This window comes from Solibacillus sp. CAU 1738 (genome assembly GCF_039888725.1).
Classification (GTDB): Bacteria; Bacillota; Bacilli; order Bacillales_A; family Planococcaceae; genus Metasolibacillus.
The window spans coordinates 110372-130160 of record NZ_JBDQQN010000003.1 but is presented as its reverse complement, the minus strand read 5'-3'; the positions used below and the strand labels follow the sequence as shown (position 1 = coordinate 130160).

The following is a 19789-nucleotide window of genomic DNA, read 5'->3' as shown; positions in this document are numbered from 1 at the left end:
GTAGGGGAGAAGGACCCCCCCACTAATTGAAGATTCACTTTATACGTCTCTCTACATAAATGTTTTTTCGAAATTCTTGATTGGAATTAGATTGCAAAAGTAACAGCCTAGCTTTATGTATATATCTGTTGCCTGACAATAAATTGAATCGACAATTCATTAAATAATTTTGGTTGGTCAACATTGCATACATGTCCGCAATTTTCAATAACCTCTAATTCATTAAGCTTAAAGCTCTTCGCAATCTCTTGAACTGGTAATAAAAACATATAATCTTGTGCTCCCATTACATACAATGTCGGGATATTCGTATCACGTTCACCATACTTCAGTAAAATCGAAGCAACGGAAGAAGTTAGCTTAAACCAACGTAAAAACTCCTTTTGTTGTACTTTTTTCGCCTCTTGCACAAACAAATTCCGTGACTGCTTATGAGTATTTCTTGGCATCAATATCCACGCTAAAAAACGGTACAGCCACATATATGGTACATAATGCTTTAACGCATTTGCCATTTTCAATAGAATATTTAGTTTAGGTGTAATGCGAATAACAGCTCCACCAAGTACCATACTCTGAATGCGCTCTGGGTATTTATCAGCTAAATTACGAATTAAAATTGTGCCGAGGGAAATACCAACAAAATGCGCTTTTTCAACTTTTAAATAATTCATTACTTCTATAATGTCTGAAGACACCATTTCAAACGTATACTCTTTTTTCTCGAGAAACGATTTTTTAGATTGTCCATGTCCGCGCAAATCTAATAATACAATATTAAAATATTTTCTATACTCTCTTATTTGTTTAAACCAAATTGACGAGCTTCCACCAGCACCATGGACAAACATAACCCATGTCTTGCTCGTATCATGTTTAAACACTTTATGATATAAAATATAAAACACCTCAAAATAAATACTTCCTAATAGTTTTTACGATTTTATATTAAAAAAGTTTCAATTTCTCTGCATCAAACAATAAAAATACTACAAAAACATCGGATTTTCATCACAAAGGAGACACATTTATGATTAAAACTATTTACGTAACAGGCTATCGTCCTCATGAACTGGGTATATTTAATGATCAGCATCCTGGGGTAGCTATTATTAAAAAGGCACTTGAAGAAAAGTTACGGAACCTTGCCGATGATGGACTTGAATGGGTAGTAGTTAGCGGACAGCTTGGCGTTGAATTGTGGGCTACCGAAACTGTACTCTTATTGCAGGCAGATTATCCTGATTTAAAATACTCGGTTATTACCCCTTTTTTAGAACAAGAAAAAAATTGGAATGAACACAAGCAGGAACAATATATGGGAATGATTGCACAGGCAAACTTCGTTACAAGCGTGACAAAACGCCCTTACGAAGCACCTTGGCAATTTATAGAAAAGGATAAATTTATTATTAATAATACTGATGGAATGCTTCTCGTATATGATGAAGAGAACGAAGCATCACCAAAATATGTACTTAATTTAGCGAAAAAATTCATGGAGCAGCACGCTTACGAGTTATTCACTATTAATGCGTACGATTTACAAGTAATTGCGGAAGAAATACAACGAGGCGATTGGTAATCTTTTTCTAAATAAGCTAAATTTTCAGATTAAATCTCAGGCTTTTTTGATATAATGATAAGAAAAATAGGATTTGAACATCTGGAAAGGGGCTAATCGTGATGGAGAAAATCAAGATGATCGTAGCGCAGGAGCCGGTGAACGTTACGCATGACACTTATCGAAGAGAATGTCGTTATACGCGGGGCGTGCATATTCCAGTAGCCGACTTTGCACAAATTGTAGAGCGAATGTCAGAAGACACAAAAATATATTTTGAATTTCATAATGTAGCAAAAAAAATTGAACAAGGAACGTATTTCAACGGACATTCAAGCCTCGCCAAGCAGATCGACGAATATTACAAAACTGAAAAAAATACTGAAATTGTCGGTATTAATAACGGACAGGATTTTTACGTGAAGCTCATTTAATACGTTTGAGTGACAAAACACCACTCACTCATCAATAATCGATTGATAAGAAGTGGTGTTTGTATTAATTTTTTGAGGCGAGCTATTATTCTATAATTTTCCCTTTTGAAATAACAACTCGTTCTAATGGTCTACGCGCAACAACTTCTGCTGATGACGCCGCATTCATTAATACAAAGCTTGCTTCGTCCCCTATATTTGGCCAAGCATATTTCCCGTCTTGCGTTAGCGGAGTAATTCCATTTGTAATGTAACGAAGCGTATTTCGTAAAGCCCGCTCGTTACTTTTGTGGGAAATTTCTGCGTATCTTGTCGCCTTTTCTAAAATATCACCTGAACCGAGTGGGCTCCAGCTATCATAAAAGCCATCACAGCCGAAATGAACATCAACACCATACTTTGTTAATAAATCAATCGGTGGGATATTACGCCCCATACTAATCGGGACAGTCGACATAATCTTAACTTGCTGTGCCGCTAAGCGTTCTGCAATTTTTTGTTGTGCTCCTACTGACACATCTCCTAATGAAAAAGCATGGCTAATTGCTGTTCTGTCTTTGTAATTTGCCTGCTCTACAATATCTATCCATTTATCCACTGTGTAATACCCAACTTGTCCACCGTCATGTAAATGTATATCAACATCTACATCGAACTCATTCGCAATGTCCATTACTGTATACAGTGAACGCTCAATTGTAAGATCAATACCAGCTGGATCTAATCCCCCTACCATCGTCGCACCATTTCGTAATGCTTCTCTCATTAAGCTTGGTACATCGTCACGTAATAATCCGTGCTGTGGAAATGCAATGATATCAGCGGTTACAACATCTTTATAATGTTCTAAAGCTGCCAGAACACCTTCAAGATTTTTCAACCCAATATACGGGTCGATATTAACATGCGTACGAATATGCGTTGCCCCGTTACGTAAAATTAAATCAATCATAGTCATCGCACGTTCTTTACCTGTTTTAGCTAAAATGGATAATTCCGCTGCCTCCATGTCTAAGCGATGTTGTAAATTTTTCGATGGAATTGTCGCTTTCCAAGGTTGAGATAAATACGTTTTATCTAAATGATTATGCATTTCTTTAAACGCTGGTAGCAGTAATTTCCCCTGCATATCTACTTGCTCCGCTTTTTGTGGTAAAGGTTCAGTAGCAGAACAAATTTGCTGTATTGTACCGTTTAGTATTTCAAGATGAAACGACTCAACCTTTGTACCGATTGTGCCGTTATCCTTTTCGTATTCCCCTGTTTCTAATCGCACATTCGTTAGCCAATAGTTCATCGATATACCCCCTTTAATTCGATTGAACTTTGATGAATAATATTACCGTTAGAAATAACCGTAGTAATAGGGCATCTACGTGCGACAACATGCGCCGTACTCACCCCATCAAGAAGTAGCATATTCGCTGCATCCCCTACTTTTGGCCATACTCTTTCACCGGCATCATTTAATGGCGTAATTCCTCCCGAAGCATATTTCCAAGTACGATTTATTGAGTATTCATCAATATAGCGGAATCGTTCTGCTAAAATATTTAATTTTGTAATTGTATTGCCTGTGCCAAATGGAGACCAATGATCAACTAAACTGTCATGTCCCACTGATACACGAATGCCATTTTCCCATAAATAGGGAATCGGAATAGTGTTAGATTTTAGCCCTATAGGGACAGTCGATGTAACATCCATTTGCACTTCTGCCATTTGTGCGATTAGCTCGTTTAAAGGTGATTGTTCTAGTCCAGCTAAAGCAAAGGCGTGACTAACCGTTACATGTCCTTGTTTTCCTGCCTCTTTTGTTAAAGCAGCTAATTTTTTAATTTCAAATGCACCTAAAGTGTCGCCATCATGTAGATGAATATCTACACCAGCATTATATTCAACCGCAATATCCATCATTTGTTGCAACGAACGTTCAATATCGCGGTCAACTGTTGCCGGATCAACCCCGCCAACTAAAGTTGCACCAAGTTGCATTGCCTCTTTCATTAATGGTAGTACTTCCGATTTTAATAAACCGTGTTGAGGAAAAGCTACAATATCATATGTAATTTGCCCTCTGTACTTTTCTAATACTTCCTTCACAAGCTCCACATGCTTTGTACCAATTTGCTGATCTACATTACAATGTGAACGGATATGTGTATGACCTTGCGCAATTAACATTTGCACAATTTTTTCAGCACGAAACGCGGCTGTAGGCAATTGCTTTGGTAATAGTATCTTTTCTTCGTCTATTCTCGTTTGAATACCATTTGTCGCAATACTCGGCGCTTGCCACTCACCACCAAAATACGTTTTATCTAGATGGATATGCATTTCACGGAATGCAGGTAACAATAGCTGACATTGTGCATCAAAGACTTCAATATCATCAGCCACTTCTATTTGTGGTGCAATTTCCGTTATAACATCATTAGTAATGAGCACATCATAAATCCCTGTATTCGTAGCTACAATTTGTTCATTAGTATATTCAAAAGATTCTTCTAGTCTTACTCTTTTTAATAACAATGCTGTCATTCCAATCCCTCCCTGTCTCTCTCATATGTAGTAAAAATTTACGCATTACCTTATTATCATACTATTTTGAATATAAATCTGTCACTTAACCTATATTGAAAGACTAGAAAAATATTTACTTGCAAAGATCTTCGTTATCGCGAAATATTTAGTTTTTTCTTTGCGGTAATATTAATTGCCAAATGCTATGTCCGATGAAATAGCAAATCTTTTTGTAAGGTTTGTCATTTTGTCCATTAGGCAAAACTATTATAGTAAGGTACCCTTTTAAAGTTTGTATAAAGGAGCGATTTAAAAATGGAATTCCGTATCGAGAAAGATACAATGGGTGAAATTAAAGTGCCGGCTAATAAGCTATGGAAAGCCCAAACACAACGCAGCTTAGAAAACTTTAAAATTGGAACTGAAAAAATGCCGATTGAAATCATCCGCGCTTTTGCAATTTTAAAGCGCTCTGCTGCATTAGCAAATCAAAAATTAGGCAAGCTTTCTAATGCAAAAGTAAACGCCATTGTGCAAGCAGCTGACGAAGTATTAACAGGCAAATGGGATGATCAATTCCCTCTTGTTGTATGGCAAACCGGCTCTGGTACACAATCGAATATGAATATAAATGAAGTGTTATCGTTCCGCGCAAATCAAATTTTGCAAGAACAAAATTCTGAGGAAACAGTACACCCTAATGACGATGTGAACAAATCACAAAGCTCCAACGATACATTCCCAACAGCATTACATGTTGCTGCAGTTTTAGCAGTGGATGACTATTTATTGCCGAAATTAAATGTATTAAAAGCTACACTTCAAGCAAAATCCACAGCATTTAACGATATTATTAAAATCGGTCGTACCCATCTACAAGACGCTACGCCGCTTACTTTAGGTCAAGAAATATCAGGTTGGGCACATATGCTAGTAAAGTCCGAGAAAATGATTCAAGTGACGGCCGAATTTATGCATGAGCTTGCCATTGGTGGTACAGCGGTAGGTACGGGGATTAATGCACATCCTAAATTTGGAGAAATGGTTGCACAAGAAATCGCAATCTATACAGGCAAAAAATTTGTGACAGCAGAAAATAAATTTCATGCATTAACGTCGCATGATGAAGTGACAACTGCACACGGGGCACTAAAAGCACTAGCAGCAGATTTAATGAAAATTGCTAACGATGTACGCTGGTTAGCATCAGGACCACGCTCCGGCATAGGTGAAATTACGATTACGGAAAATGAGCCAGGTTCTTCAATTATGCCAGGAAAAGTAAATCCAACACAATCTGAGGCAATGACAATGGTCGCTTGCCAAGTATTCGGCAACGATGCGACAATTGGTTTTGCAGCTTCTCAAGGGAACTTTGAATTGAATGTATTTAAACCTGTTATCATCTATAACTTCCTACAATCAATACGTTTACTTGCCGACGCGATGCAAAGCTTTAACGATAACTGCGCAGTAGGAATTGAACCGAACAAAGAAGTACTCGATGCAAATTTACGCAACTCATTAATGCTCGTAACAGCACTTAATCCATATATCGGCTATGAAAATGCGGCCGCTATTGCGAAGAAAGCACATAAAGAAGGCACTACGTTAAAAGAAGCAGCACTTGCTTCCGGGTTATTATCCGAAGAGCAATACGACGAATACGTAGACCCTGCTACTATGATTTATCCGAATGTAGAGTAGATTTTGCTAAGAAAAGCGCAAGCGCCCTGCTTAGCCCCGACAAGCTGCTGAAGCCCCTCGGGCGAAAGCGTCTCTTATTAATTTATCTAATTACTATAGTTATTTATCAAATGTGAGTAGTTATTTATCTAATTGGCTGAATTATTTATCTAAGCAGTCTTTTAGAGGAAAAAAAGAGACCGCCATATTAAACGGTCTCTTTCCCTATAATTACGCATACACTTCATTAAGCTGAAGCGGCTTTACAGATAAGCTTTTTATTAGTTTCGCTAACAATAACGTACGCTCAGTTACGGAAGAAATTTCTAGATATTCTTTTTCAGAATGTGCATTTCCCCCTATAGGTCCTAAACCATCAATGGTAGGAATGCCCATTGCAGCTGTGAATGAGGCATCTCCTCCACCACCACTCGACACATCTTTTAAATCAAATCCTATTTCCTTACTTACTTCATAAATCCTCTCGAGCAGTAAGACTGTCCCCTCATTTTTTTCCATCGGAGGACGTCTAATACCTCCAACCATTTCCGTTCTTGTACCTGGAACATGTACCTCTTTACAAATTTGAGCAATCTTTTTCTCCAGCATTTCTCCATGCTCAAATTTTGAAGTACGAATATCTACATTTACTTCCACATAATCTGCAATCACATTGGCTGCAGTACCACCATGTATAACGTCTACATTGACACTAATACCTTTAGCAAGATCATTTAGCTCTTGTAGTTTAATGATTTTATAGGCAATCTCTGCTATGGCATTTGCACCGTCTTGTGGAGCAGCGCCAGCATGTGCGGCTTTCCCATATACTTTAATGACATAGCCCCCGCCGCCGCGTCTTCCACTTACTAATGCTCCATTTGCACGAGCTGGCTCCATGCATAGACAGCAATTTTTTCCGACCGCCATTTTCTCAATCAGGTTGCGAGATGTCGGAGAGCCAATTTCCTCATCGGAATTAAAGATAATGACAATGTTCTTCAGCATATCTGCTTCACCATTATTAATCAGTGCTTTTAAAGCATAGATCAACGTCACATGACTTCCCTTCATATCATAAACCCCTGGACCATGTGCAAGGTCGCCATTTATACTGAATGGCCAAGTGGATACAGTATTCGAACCAAATACTGTATCCATGTGAGCTACTAATAAAACTGAGGGAGCGACAGCATCTTTATGCTGAATGACTAAATGATTGCCAGTGATTTGCTGCGGCACTTCTTTTACAACAAAGTCTAATTGCTCAAATTCTTGTGCAAGAATTTTGCCGACTTTATCAACACCTTCTTTATAATCACTTCCCGAGTCCTGATTCACTAATCTTTTCAACAATGTAAACATATTGCTTTGATTTTCTTCAATATATTTTTTCATAATATTTGTCACGATTTGAAAAACGAATCGTTTTGACATTTCCCCTCTTTTCGAAATTTTTGTACAAACGATTAACTATTTACCTTTACTAATTGTTTATTCTCATGTTGAACAGGATAAAAACAAGCTACTTGGTGCCCCGATTCTAATTCTATTAACTCTGGCGAATCGATTTTACATTTTTCCTGAGCAAATGGGCATCTTGTATGGAACCGGCATCCTGTTGGTAAGTCGACATTGCTCGGAATATCTCCTTGCAAAATCATCCGTTCTCTTGAATCACGAATTTTTGGATCTGGCAATGGAACAGCTGCCACTAAGCTATTCGTATAAGGATGCATAGGATTATTAAACAATTGCTCTTTTGTTGTAATTTCTACAATTTTCCCTAAATACATTACTGCAATTCGATCGCTAATATATTTTACTGCCGGCAGTCCATGGGCAATGAAGATAAATGTCAGGTTAAATTCTTTTTGCAAACGAATGAGCAAATTTAAGATTTGTGCCTGAATCGATACATCCAATGCAGAAACAGGCTCATCACAAATAATTAGCTTAGGGCGTAAAGCGATAGCCCGTGCAATGCCGATACGCTGTCTTTGGCCACCAGAAAATTCATGCGGAAATCGGTACGCATACTGTCTAGGGAGACCAACAGCATCCATCAATTCATAAACCAGCTGTTCTCTTTCCTTTTTCGACTTTTTCAAATGTGTCTTAATCGGTTCAGCAATAATATCCATTACGCGCATCCTTGGATTTAAAGAAGAAAACGGATCTTGGAAAATCATTTGAATATCTGCTCGAGATTTTCTTAACTGCTCCCGGCTCATGTCATCCATATCGACGCCATTAAAAACGATTGCTCCGCTCGTCTTATCTAAAAGATGCATTAGCAGATTTCCTGTCGTAGACTTGCCGCATCCAGACTCCCCTACAATGCCAAGCGTCTCTCCTTCAAATACTTGAAATGAAATATCATCCACGGCTTTTAAACTCTTTGTTTGGCGAAAACCTTCTTTTATTTCAAAGTGCTTTATTAAGTTCACTACATCTAATAAAACATTCTTTTCCTCTAAAGGCGTTGTCATGAAATCGCCTCCTCTTGTTCTATTAACCAACAACGTACTTGTCGTCCATTATCTAGCTGTTTTAATTGTGGTTCTGCTTCCATACATTTATCAAAAGCCAATGGACAACGTGGACAGAATTTACAGCCCTTCGGCATATTATCCATCGTTGGGACAGTTCCTTTAATAGAAGTCAGCACTTCATTTTCTTCAAAAAACTTTGGTGTACTATCCAAAAGCCCTTGTGTATAAGGATGTAGCGGATTATCAAAAATACTATAAACATCTCCAAATTCTACTACTTGACCGCAATACATAACTGCAACTCGATCGGCCATTTCAGCTACTACACCTAAATCATGGGTAATTAATAAAATAGCTGTATGCTCTTCTTTAGAAAGCTTGCGCATCAAATCCAAAATTTGCGCTTGGATTGTTACATCTAGTGCTGTTGTAGGCTCATCAGCAATAAGTAATTTAGGCTGGCATGATAAAGCAATCGCAATCATCACACGTTGACGCATCCCTCCACTTAACGTGTGAGGATATGAATCAAATACTTTTTCTGGACGAGGAATCCCTACATGCTTTAGCATTTCAATTCCTTTTATTTTCGCTTGCTTTTTATCCAATCCTTGATGCAGTTTAATAGACTCCGAAATTTGGTTACCAACTGTGAATAAAGGGTTCAATGATGTTAATGGTTCTTGGAAAATCATTGCAACATCATTACCGCGCAGTTTTCGGTATTGGCTTTCGCTAACCTTCGCTAAATCTACGTCGCCAAATAGTATTTTTCCTTTACGGATTTCACCTGGCTTCTCGATGAGCCCCATTATTGATAAAGATGTTACGCTTTTTCCTGAACCAGATTCCCCTACAATCGCTAGTGTTTCACCTTCTTTTATTTCAAAAGATACGCCATTTACTGAAGGTACGTCACCGCTACTTGTACGAAAATAAGTATGTAAATCTTCTACTTTTAAAATGACATTTGATTTCATGGTGCTGCCTCCTAACCTCTACCTTGAGAGCGAGGGTCAAGAATATCACGTAACCAATCTCCCAAGAAAATAATGCCTAATACAGTAATCGTAATTGCTAAACCTGGCAAAGTAGCTAACCACCAGCTTGTCGCTAAATAGTCACGGCCATCACTTAAAATCCCGCCCCACGAAATAGTTGGTGGCTGAATACCTAAACCTAAGAAACTTAAAGAAGCTTCTAAGATAATAGTTGATGCAACGCTTAATGTTGAAATAACAATAAATGACGATATGACATTCGGTAAAATATGACGAATAATAATGAGTGGATTTCTTACCCCTATAGACCGTGCAGCTTTCACAAATTCTCGTTCTTTTATAGACAGTGCTTCGCTTCGCACAATCCTTGCATAAGCAACCCAATTTGTTACACCTATTACAATAATTAATGTCGGTACACTTGCACCAAAAACTGCTAAGAATACTAAAGCAAATAAAATATTTGGAATTGCTAAAAATGAATCGACTAAACGCATTAGAATCATATCAACTATGCCACCGTAAAATCCTGCAACTAATCCGACGATGAGTCCTATAATCCCAGCTAAAGCTACCGCTGATATCCCTACTAGTAAAGACACCCGCGACCCGTAAATAATACGGCTTAATATATCACGACCTAAATTATCTGTTCCTAGTATATGTGCCGGATCGCTTCCATCAATCCAAATCGGCGGCTTCAATATTTTTGTTACATCCATTGCTCCAGGATCAAAGGGAGCAAGCCATGGGGCGAAAATAGCGATGAATGCTACAATGAACACAATAATAAATCCAACCAACCCAGTTTTACTGCGCAATAACGACTTCAATATTTTCCCTGCGCCGGACTGCTTTTTTACTTGCGTATATGGAATTTCTTTTTCAACCGTTGTAATCTGCTCTGACATACTTTTTCCCTCCCTTTAATACTTAATGCGCGGGTCTAATACACGATATAACATGTCGGCAATTAAATTCATGACAATTACTAATATTGCAATAACGAATACGCTTGCCTGTACAATTGCCATATCGCGTGTATTTACGGCTTGAATTAACAGCTGGCCAAGCCCTGGCCAAGAAAATACTGTTTCAGTAATAAGTGCGCCCCCTACAAGTGTAGAAATTTGCAGTGCTGTAATCGTAATAACAGGAATTAAAGAATTTCGAAATGCATGTTTATACACAACAAAAAAGCGGTTAATCCCTTTACTTTTTGCTGTTCTAACATATTCCTGGTTTAAAATGTCAACCATACTCGAACGTACTAAACGTGTCATCTCAGCACCAATGCCTGTACCTAAAGTAATCGCTGGTAAAATTAAATGCTGCCACGTTCCATGCCCCGATACAGGAAGCATACCTAGTGTTACTGAAAAAATTAAGATGAGCATAATACCTAGCCAGAAGTTCGGCATTGCTTTTGCAACTACTGACGTACCCGTTACAAACAAATCTAGTATTGTATTACGTTTCGTTGCTGACCAAATGCCAAAAGGAATGGCAATCAGTATCGCAATGACCATTGATGCTGCCGCTAATTCCAAGGTAGCGGGTAGCCGTTCTAAAACTAACGGCAAGGCTGCTGTGTTGTAACGGAATGAATCTCCAAAATCACCTTGCAGCACACCTAGCATATAGTTGCCGTATTGAACGATAAATGGGTCGTTTAAGCCCATAGCTTCTCGTAAATTATTTATATCTTCTTGGGTAGCATCATCAGGCAGCATCAAAGCAACCGGGTCCCCAGCTACAAACACAAGCGTAAAAACAATAAATGAAATAATTAGCAATACAGGGACAATCTCTAACAATTTTTTCACTATAAATTTCAGCATCGTAACACCTCCAAATAGAGAAGGACCAGAGACAATACTTGTCTACCGGCCCATACTCACTTTCACTTTCATTTTAATTTCATATATGGTGCATAAAGCATTTCATCAGAAGTTGGCGTGAAGTCAATACGATCATTTACACCTACATTGATTTCTTCAATGTAAAGGTTAATATAAGGTGTATCTTCTGCGGCAATTTTTTCAATTTCTTGAAGCTGCTTTTCTCGAGTTGTAGGGTCCATATTTACTTTAGATTGTGCTAATAATTCTTCGATCTTTGGATTAGAGTAGTCAGTATGGCCAACATTACGCTCTGCACTATAGAAGTCAGCAGTATATGCTGCATCATACATTGAGTTACCCATTCCTAGCATGTAGGCATCTTTATTTTTATTAGCATTACGCATTTCAACAAAGTTGCTCCACTCCATGAATTCAAGTTTTACTTTAATGCCGACTTGGCTTAACATACCTACAATTAATTCAGATACTTCTGCATCCATTAGGTAGCGGCCTTTTGGTGAATGTAATGTCATTTCAAAGCCATCAGGATAGCCTGCTTCAGCTAATAATTTCTTTGATTTTTCAAGATCATAGTTAAACGTATTATATAAGCTTGGTTCATGACCAAAGTTTCCTGGTCCAACTATTGAAAGAACAGGAATGCCGGCACCCTTCAACGCTACTTCTGTTAACATTCCGTCGTTAATTGCATAATCAATTGCTTGGCGAACTCGAACGTCCGAAGTTGGATAACCTTCTGTTGTACGAAGCTTTAAGATAATTGCCCGGTTCGATACTTCTTGTTTTAGACTTGTCCCCTTATTACTGTTAACACGATCCCAGTCAGCGGGTGGAATATTTGTCGCAATATCAACGCCACCTGTTAGTAGTTCAGAAACGCGTGTTGAGTTTTCAGGAATAATACGGAATGTTACTGTATCCCACTCACTTATGTCCCCTTGATAGTAGTCGTCAAATTTCTCGAATACAATTTTGTTATCGCGTACCCACTCGACAAATTTATAAGGACCTGTACCGATCGGATGTTCTAGGAAGTAATCCCATCCATTTTCTTCTATATATTTTTTAGGGAGCATGCCAGAACCTATTCGTGATAAACGGTGAATAATTGAAGGTTCTGGTTCAAACGTAATAATATTCACAGTATATTTATCTACTACTTGCACTTCTTTAATTTGTTTATAGTTAGGGTTTTCCTTTAATGTCGGTGTTTGTGCAACACGCTCTAAAGAGAATTTCACATCTTCCGCCGTAAATTCATCTCCATTATGGAATTTAACACCTTGTTTTAAGGAAACTTTCAATGTTGTATCATTAACTATTTCATATGAATCTGCCAACATCGGTTGTAATTCATCGTTTGCATCACGTTTAAATAAGTAATCAAACATGTTTTGATGAATAGATTCTGTAGATGTATTGCTATGGTCATGAATATCAAACCCTAACATATCTGAACCGATTGCGATTGTTAAGTCTTTACTTTGATTTTCTGGTGTTGAGGTTGTACTTCCACCTGCTTCACCATTTGAACTATCATCTGAACTACATGCACTTAAAATTAAAACAAATGCAAATAACAGTAATGATAATATTTTTTTATTCATTTAAATCCCCCCTGTTATTATTGAATGATAATAAATTACATTTTGCCGTTTTATTACTTTACTACCATTCGTTTAATCATTTTCCTACAAAAAAACGTGTTTTGCAACAAAAAAATTCTAAATAGAACAAATTGCGAGAATTTTCGACATACAATCTCGCTACATATATCTAACTAATGTTATATTAAAAGAAAAATAATATTCTGTTTCTTTAATACATCTCTCTCCATTTGCGTATTACAGTGGAAATGTAAAATATTTAATATTTGATAGTTTTTTATAATCATTAGAAACATGGAGTAAAAAATGTCAATATTACAGCGATCATCTGAAATTTCAGATGAGATTATCGAAATTAGTCGTTTGTGAAAGATGATAGCAGCAGGAGCGCTCCAAAGCCCAACTGTTGATGCAATTGTTGCGCTGAAAAAGAGCGTTCGAAAAGTCATTTTTCATACGCTCCTTTTTTACGCATTTTGCAGCCAAATATATAGAAAGTAAAAAAAGAAGGTGGTACTTTTATAGTTCCTCATATATTTGAAAGACAGTATTTAACCAAATTTCAATGGCTAACAACATATCATCTTCTTCAATATCAAAGCGCTCATGATGATGGCCTGCTGCTAAATTAGTACCGATAATCGAATAGCTTGCTTGTCCACCATTGTGCTGTACTTTTTGCATTAAAAATGTTGCATCTTCAGAGCCTGCTTTAAAATCTTGATATTCAATTACTTCTTCAATAGCTGTTTTACGAGCAGCCTTAGCAAGAATATGTGCCAATTTTGGATCAGACGGAACAGTAATAGCGCGCCCTACTTTTTCAATTGTTGCTTCTATGTTATACATGGCTGCTGCACCATGAATAACATGCTCTACTTGCTCCTCGTAAAATTCATTTATTTCCGTTGTTTCCCCACGTATCTCTAGCTGCATTTCAGCTACAGAAGGTATAATATTACGCCCATTTCCTGCATGTAGGATTCCGACATTTACTCGTGAAACACCATCGCTATGTGGCGGCAAACTATGCAAGGCAAGTGTCGCTTGCGCACTCGCTAAAAGTGCATTTTTCCCTCGCTCCGGTAACGCCCCTGCATGTGATGCTAAACCGGTAAATGTCACATTATATTTAGTAGAAGCTAAAAACCCATAAGTACCTGCAACAAAAGTACCTTTAGGAACCCCAGTACCGATATGCAAAGCAAATAAATATTCCACATCATCTAACGATAATGAGTCAACAATTGCATTCGCTCCTCGAACACCTTCCTCAGCCGGCTGGAAAATTAAAATTATTTTCCCCTTTAGCTGTTCTTTATAATGCATCAGTTGATGTGCAAAACCTAAACCAATTGTGGCGTGGCTATCATGACCACAAGCATGCATAAAACCTTCATTTTTAGAACGGAATCCTAGCTGCTCGGGAATATGCCCGTTTTCTTTGGATTCCAATATTGGTAACGCATCAATGTCAACACGAAATGCGATAGTAGGCCCTTCCTTCCCTGTATCCAAGGTCGCAATGACACCTGTATAACCGCCTACCATTTTGTCTAACCATTGCTGTGGCGCTCCATTTTGCTGTGCACGTTCATAATACTCGTCTAAAATTAGTTGCTCAGGGACGCCTAATCGCTCCCCTACAACAACTTCCTTGCCAACTTTTACATCATATCCCCAATCGTTCAAATAATTCGCAATAATAGATGATGTACGAAACTCCAACCAACCTACTTCTGGATACTGGTGGAAATCACGACGCCATTCAATTAATGTTTGTAAATAATCTTTATCTAGTTGGATGGATTTCATTTTAAACACCTTTCTAGTTTAATAAGTGATGTACTCCTAGACCAATCGGGATATTAAATAGTACAAATACTAGCATGAATAGGATCCGCAATTAAAAAGACAATCGTATACGGAATCATTAATGACATCAATGTGCCGATACCTGCGCGTTTGTTATATACTTGCATAAACCCTAGGATAATAACAAAATAGGTGTTTAACGGAGTTACCATATCTATTGATAACTCATCTATACGATATGCTAATCGAATAAACGCTGGGTGATAACTAAGTACTTAATATCCGCCTTTTTTTTATTCTGGACATATTTTTGCAATGTCTTAAAATAAATTTAAACTAAACTGAAAATTAATACAATAGGGAAAATAGGGGGAATTTAAAATTGTACAAAATCTGCATCTTCTCTACGAAATACTCTTATGTTTGGATGGAAAAAATTAAGCAGCTACAATTAGATAATGTGTCATATACTTTTTATTTTTATAACTCTTCGATAGAACTAGAGGCGTTATTTTTGGAGCATGCAAATAAGTTTGACGGCATAGCGTTTAGTGGTCAAATTCCATATTTACATATTCAAAGCAAGCTTCCTAACGAGGCGAATTTTGTCCCAAGAACGTTTTTTGATATTTCACAAAGGGATTTTTACTATACACTAGCTGAAATTCAGTATAAAGACCCTAGCTTTTCATTAAAGGAATCTATTATTGATTTTATCTATAATGAAAATAATTACTTAGACTTAAAACAGTGGTTACCACAAGAAGATTTTCCTTATATTTTAAGTGATACAATCGAAATATTTGGCCATCCAGATACCTATGACATTGTTAGTAATCGTCATTTATCGTTGTGGCGTGAAAAGAAGGTGCGCTATTCCTTTACGCGTCTAACGAATTTACATCAACACTTGAAAGAAGATCATATTGAGCCCATTCTAGTCGTACCAACTGAGTATAGTATGGTTATTACTTTAACAAAGCTTATTAAAGAAATTGAACTTGTACAGTTAACTAATAGCCAAGTAGTAACAGGTCGCCTTATTTTCTCAACAGCTCAAAATGATGCACATGAAATTGAATATCGTCAAATCGCATTATATAAAGCAATTTTAGATTTTAATCGTGAACTCGGCATTCCATTAATTACTTTTAAAAGTGCGATCCACTATGAAATCATCACAAATTACATCGACTTGTTAACGATTACAAACAATTTAAAATCTTGTTCTCTTACGGACTTTCTTGAAAAAGAACTTCCTTTTAAAGTTAAAATCGGATGGGGTATAGGAAAAACATTAGATGAATCACGTTTACAGGCAGAAAAAGCAGCAACATTTTGTCAAGGTGGATTTACACAAAGCTATGTACTAACAAAAGAAAATCAGGTAATCGGTCCACTTGATGGTCAAAGCCAGATGACACCGGCAATGAATGACAAAGAATTAAATGAAGTAGCAGAACAAACAAATTTGGCGCTATTTCAACTCCAAAAAATTAGTGCCGTGTTAGAAAAATTAAAGACAGATGAAGTGATGGCGGAAGATTTGGCAGCACATTTATCTATCTCTATTAGAACAGCTAATCGCATTTTAAAAAGATTACAAGAAACAGGTTACGCAACTGTGTTAGAAAAGAAACTTTTACACGTAAAAGGTCGTCCGCCTAAAGTTTATAAAATATCATTACACAAAACGGTAGAGTAAACTTTCTAACATACTATAAAAAATGACAAAACTTTATTTTGTTACAAATCATATACAACATATTTAAAAATAAGTGCCATTCCGAATGTTTAATTATTAATATTAAAAAGCATTCGGAAATGCACTTATTTATTTTTAAGTCGTATGTCAATTTTGAGAAAATGGCTTTTTACTCAAAAAATATTTTGAATTCAATAATTACCGCATATTTTTCATAAGTTGATTGTTAGAAATCACAAATAATTATTACTAACTCTTTTATTTGATTCGCTTTTATATGATGTTTTAGTTCATTTTTAACTTAGAAGGCGTCTGTTTTTTCAAAGCAATACTTAGTGAGACTCTATAAAAAGCGGACAATTCTTTAAGACGTTTATACCGAATGGCTCAAATTAGAGAGTTATATATGGATTATTTTGATCTTCACCATAACTTGGGGTTGATTTCCGTTCCCCCAGCGTGCTTTCCTGGGGGCGTCCGATGAGCCGCTTCACTCGCAAGCTCGCTCCAGGGTCTCGGGCCAACAGGACGTTGGTCACGAAGGCGTTGTCACATGATGTGACGATCCTAGCCTTTGTACATATTTGACGCTAATCCCCAAGGAGTCACGCTGGCTCCACTCCAATCAACAAGTGCTTTATAAATAATTTCATCTTCTAATTCTAATAAAGAGCCATTTTATCCAATATACATATATTGCTATTTCTTCGCTGTAATTTGTTGATAAAATTTAGCGAAATACAGAGCGGCGAGGAGACGGAAGCAACTTTCCCGTTCGATTGCGACCTCGAAGGGCTGAGCGCTGAAGCTAGACACTGCTAGAACTTCAGAAATTTATATTTATCTTTCAAAAAAAAAGCTTCGAAGTTTTATACCTCGAAGCATTTTCATTAGCAATATATTCTAATATGAAATAATCACACACTACTTAAACTAAAGCTCATTTTTAATCATGCGTTTCACTTTTATAATCAATTGAATTCGCAATCTGAACCATCACTTCAGCTGTTACTGTTTCCGAAACTCTATTATCAATACTGAATATATATTGCCATTGATCTTTTTAGAATACTAAAAAATTAAAAGGGAAATTAGGCACCTCCATATATTTCGCTTCACTACCATTACTTAGTTTGAAGATTTTTGTAATAAATTTACCGAAATCCATTTTATTCCTTATAGGGCGAACACTAATTTAAAAATGGTTTTCCGGTATTTGATCACTAATAAATTTCACTTCAAAGGAATCTTTTATGCTGTCATTCGAACGAATAAATTGCCCGAAATGATGTGTAAAACTTATCGGTGATACACTAAGTGGCAGCTTAAGTTTTTGTTTATAATAATCTTCAAATTCCTCAAGTCCTGCCTCAACCGTTTTATACCCACCCTTTGTAAAAATCTCTTCAAATGATTCAGGCCGAGGAACATCTTTGGAATTTGCATTTATTGAGTCATAGCTCAACCAATATATGAATAATCCAAATAAAAACAAAAAAAATCTTTTGTTCAAATGCAACACTCCAAATCTATAGTTAGGAATATGTTCTCCGTTTGAACTGAAACTATCCTCTCGTTAACTCACATTTTGTTGAAAATAATGTTTCCCGCAATACTTCACTACGTAAAAAATCACCTACCTTAACTAGATTAAATAGTTAAAGTAGGTGATAACATTCCAATTCCAATGAAAATGTGGGGTATTCACTGAAATCTTTATTCACATTAGAAATGCATTGGGTCTTCTTTTTTCGGTCCAATCATATTGAATACGATGTTTAGGAAAATCGCTGTTACAGAACCACAAACAATACCGTTTGAAGTTAAAATATTCAAACCAAATGTTGTTGGTAATGCTGCGAATAAGCCTGGTACTACCGATACGCCGACCCCAAGACCAACCGCAATAGCTGCTACCATCGCATTTTCCATTGATTTCATAATTTCTGGTGCTAGCATTTTAATACCTTGCGTAACAACCATACCGAACATCGCTAACATCGCCGCACCAAGTACTGGTGTTGGAATGATTGTTGTTAAAGCAGCAACTTTTGGTAAGAAACCAAGTACAAGTAGCATACCACCTGTAATGAAAATTACTTTACGGTCACGCACGCCAGACATTTGGATAAGACCAACGTTTTGCGAGAAAGTTGTATAAGGGAATGCGTTGAAAATACCTCCAATAATTGAAGCTAGTCCTTCTGCACGATACCCTTTTGATAAGTCTTTTGAAGTTAAATCCTTTTTACAAATATCACTTAAAGCATAGTAAACACCTGTTGACTCAACTAGAGAAACCATCGCAACAAGTGTCATCGTTACGATTGCAGATATGTCAAATGTCGGTGTTGCAAGATAGAACGGTTTAGCTACATGTAGCCAAGAAGCCTCTACGACTGGCGCTAAGCTTACTTTCCCCATAAATCCACCAACAATAGTTCCAAACAATAAACCTAATAAAATCGAAATAGCACGAATGAATCCTGTTGAAAATCGGTAAATTACTAGAATAATAAGCAAAGTAATGAACGCCAGTGCAACATTAGAGCCTGATGCAAAATCAGGTGCTCCTTGGCCACCGCCCATATTATTAATAGCAACGGGAATTAAGCTGACACCAATAATTGTTACAACAGACCCTGTTACAACTGGCGGGAAGAACGGTACCAGTAAACCAAAAACGCCTGAAATGATTACGATAATAATACCAGAAGCGATAATTGCTCCGTAAATATCGCCTAAGCCACCTGATTTACCAATTGCTATTATTGGGCTCACTGCAGTAAATGTACAGCCAAGTACGACAGGCAAACCAATTCCTACGAATTTACCTCTCCACACTTGTAGTAATGTTGCGATCCCGCACATCATAATATCGATAGCTACTAAATACGTCAATTGCGCTGAAGTGAAGCCAAGCTCGCCTCCGATAATGAGCGGGACTAAAATAGCCCCCGCATACATCGCAAGCAAATGCTGAATACCAAGTGTCGTTGCCTTAAAGTTATTCATAAAAAGAAAATCCTCCTAAGTTAGAAAAGAGCTAAGCGCTTGTCCTTTCGAGCGCATCCGTCTTGACAGAATGAAAACT

16 protein-coding genes and 1 pseudogene are annotated in these 19789 nt (G+C 37.1%); 4 read left to right on the top strand and 13 right to left on the bottom strand.

All coding sequences use genetic code 11. From position 1 onward, the window contains the following. Window positions 1-113: 113 nt before the first annotated feature. Window positions 114-908 (bottom strand): alpha/beta fold hydrolase, encoded by a 795-nt coding sequence (locus AAFN87_RS10165; RefSeq protein ID WP_347790953.1) that lies wholly within the window; start codon window positions 906-908, stop codon window positions 114-116. Window positions 909-1030: 122 nt separating this feature from the next. On the opposite strand from AAFN87_RS10165, the gene AAFN87_RS10160 reads away from it, so the two are divergent. After that, complete coding sequence (locus tag AAFN87_RS10160) at window positions 1031-1585, top strand: SLOG family protein (RefSeq protein ID WP_347790952.1); 555 nt, start codon at window positions 1031-1033, stop codon at window positions 1583-1585. Between the two features lie 101 nt (window positions 1586-1686). Next, the gene (locus AAFN87_RS10155) at window positions 1687-1998 is read left to right on the top strand and encodes a hypothetical protein (RefSeq protein WP_347790951.1); all 312 of its coding nucleotides are present in this window, start codon (window positions 1687-1689) and stop codon (window positions 1996-1998) included. Window positions 1999-2083: 85 nt separating this feature from the next. Here AAFN87_RS10155 and AAFN87_RS10150 read toward each other — a convergent pair whose 3' ends face one another. Both AAFN87_RS10150 and AAFN87_RS10145 read right to left on the bottom strand, forming a co-directional pair. Further along, window positions 2084-3295, bottom strand: a complete 1212-nt coding sequence (locus AAFN87_RS10150; protein WP_347790950.1) for an amidohydrolase — start codon at window positions 3293-3295, stop codon at window positions 2084-2086. Further along, entirely contained in the window at window positions 3292-4539 is a 1248-nt protein-coding gene (locus AAFN87_RS10145; protein ID WP_347790949.1) for an amidohydrolase, read from the bottom strand. Before AAFN87_RS10145 ends, AAFN87_RS10150 begins: the two co-directional genes overlap by 4 nt. 297 nt (window positions 4540-4836) lie before the next feature. Between AAFN87_RS10145 and fumC the strand changes: the two genes are divergently transcribed. After that, entirely contained in the window at window positions 4837-6228 is a 1392-nt protein-coding gene (gene fumC, locus AAFN87_RS10140) for a class II fumarate hydratase (RefSeq protein WP_347790948.1), read from the top strand. 210 nt (window positions 6229-6438) lie between these two features. Here the strand turns inward: fumC and AAFN87_RS10135 are convergent, their stop codons facing one another. The 8 genes and pseudogenes from AAFN87_RS10135 to AAFN87_RS10100 form a co-directional block, all read right to left on the bottom strand. After that, on the bottom strand, window positions 6439-7644 hold the full coding sequence (locus tag AAFN87_RS10135) for a M20 family metallopeptidase (RefSeq protein WP_347790947.1): 1206 nt from the start codon (window positions 7642-7644) through the stop codon (window positions 6439-6441). Between the two features lie 32 nt (window positions 7645-7676). Then, window positions 7677-8699 carry an ABC transporter ATP-binding protein gene (locus AAFN87_RS10130; RefSeq protein ID WP_347790946.1) on the bottom strand — a complete coding sequence of 341 codons (1023 nt, stop codon included), beginning with the start codon at window positions 8697-8699 and terminating at the stop codon, window positions 7677-7679. After that, a complete protein-coding gene (locus AAFN87_RS10125; RefSeq protein WP_347790945.1) occupies window positions 8696-9682 on the bottom strand; it encodes an ABC transporter ATP-binding protein in 987 nt (328 codons plus the stop codon). The genes AAFN87_RS10130 and AAFN87_RS10125 overlap by 4 nt, the downstream gene beginning before the upstream one ends. An 11-nt stretch (window positions 9683-9693) precedes the next feature. After that, complete coding sequence (locus tag AAFN87_RS10120; protein ID WP_347790944.1) at window positions 9694-10614, bottom strand: ABC transporter permease; 921 nt, start codon at window positions 10612-10614, stop codon at window positions 9694-9696. A gap of 15 nt (window positions 10615-10629) precedes the next feature. Continuing rightward, window positions 10630-11544 carry an ABC transporter permease gene (locus AAFN87_RS10115; protein WP_347790943.1) on the bottom strand — a complete coding sequence of 305 codons (915 nt, stop codon included), beginning with the start codon at window positions 11542-11544 and terminating at the stop codon, window positions 10630-10632. Between the two features lie 68 nt (window positions 11545-11612). Further along, the gene (locus AAFN87_RS10110) at window positions 11613-13175 is read right to left on the bottom strand and encodes an ABC transporter substrate-binding protein (protein ID WP_347790942.1); all 1563 of its coding nucleotides are present in this window, start codon (window positions 13173-13175) and stop codon (window positions 11613-11615) included. 519 nt (window positions 13176-13694) lie between these two features. Beyond that, a complete protein-coding gene (locus AAFN87_RS10105; RefSeq protein ID WP_347790941.1) occupies window positions 13695-14990 on the bottom strand; it encodes an amidohydrolase in 1296 nt (431 codons plus the stop codon). Between the two features lie 53 nt (window positions 14991-15043). Next, window positions 15044-15250 (bottom strand): annotated as a pseudogene (locus tag AAFN87_RS10100) (AbgT family transporter); the annotation flags it as partial. 122 nt (window positions 15251-15372) lie between these two features. Between AAFN87_RS10100 and AAFN87_RS10095 the strand changes: the two are divergent. Further along, on the top strand, window positions 15373-16695 hold the full coding sequence (locus AAFN87_RS10095) for a helix-turn-helix domain-containing protein (RefSeq protein WP_347790940.1): 1323 nt from the start codon (window positions 15373-15375) through the stop codon (window positions 16693-16695). A 1195-nt stretch (window positions 16696-17890) separates the two neighbouring features. Here AAFN87_RS10095 and AAFN87_RS10090 read toward each other — a convergent pair. Next, complete coding sequence (locus tag AAFN87_RS10090) at window positions 17891-18208, bottom strand: hypothetical protein (RefSeq protein WP_347790939.1); 318 nt, start codon at window positions 18206-18208, stop codon at window positions 17891-17893. A 212-nt stretch (window positions 18209-18420) separates the two neighbouring features. Further along, window positions 18421-19710 (bottom strand): nucleobase:cation symporter-2 family protein, encoded by a 1290-nt coding sequence (locus AAFN87_RS10085; protein ID WP_347790938.1) that lies wholly within the window; start codon window positions 19708-19710, stop codon window positions 18421-18423. Between the last annotated feature and the right edge of the window lie 79 nt (window positions 19711-19789).

Coding starts and splice junctions, on each gene's coding strand:
- AAFN87_RS10085 (WP_347790938.1), bottom strand. CDS start 19,710: ATGAATAACTTTAAGGCAACGACACTTGGTATTCAGCATTTGCTTGCG.
- AAFN87_RS10155 (WP_347790951.1), top strand. CDS start 1,687: ATGGAGAAAATCAAGATGATCGTAGCGCAGGAGCCGGTGAACGTTACG.
- AAFN87_RS10120 (WP_347790944.1), bottom strand. CDS start 10,614: ATGTCAGAGCAGATTACAACGGTTGAAAAAGAAATTCCATATACGCAA.
- AAFN87_RS10160 (WP_347790952.1), top strand. CDS start 1,031: ATGATTAAAACTATTTACGTAACAGGCTATCGTCCTCATGAACTGGGT.
- AAFN87_RS10135 (WP_347790947.1), bottom strand. CDS start 7,644: ATGTCAAAACGATTCGTTTTTCAAATCGTGACAAATATTATGAAAAAA.
- AAFN87_RS10125 (WP_347790945.1), bottom strand. CDS start 9,682: ATGAAATCAAATGTCATTTTAAAAGTAGAAGATTTACATACTTATTTT.
- AAFN87_RS10105 (WP_347790941.1), bottom strand. CDS start 14,990: ATGAAATCCATCCAACTAGATAAAGATTATTTACAAACATTAATTGAA.
- AAFN87_RS10145 (WP_347790949.1), bottom strand. CDS start 4,539: ATGACAGCATTGTTATTAAAAAGAGTAAGACTAGAAGAATCTTTTGAA.
- AAFN87_RS10150 (WP_347790950.1), bottom strand. CDS start 3,295: ATGAACTATTGGCTAACGAATGTGCGATTAGAAACAGGGGAATACGAA.
- AAFN87_RS10130 (WP_347790946.1), bottom strand. CDS start 8,699: ATGACAACGCCTTTAGAGGAAAAGAATGTTTTATTAGATGTAGTGAAC.
- AAFN87_RS10110 (WP_347790942.1), bottom strand. CDS start 13,175: ATGAATAAAAAAATATTATCATTACTGTTATTTGCATTTGTTTTAATT.
- AAFN87_RS10115 (WP_347790943.1), bottom strand. CDS start 11,544: ATGCTGAAATTTATAGTGAAAAAATTGTTAGAGATTGTCCCTGTATTG.
- fumC (WP_347790948.1), top strand. CDS start 4,837: ATGGAATTCCGTATCGAGAAAGATACAATGGGTGAAATTAAAGTGCCG.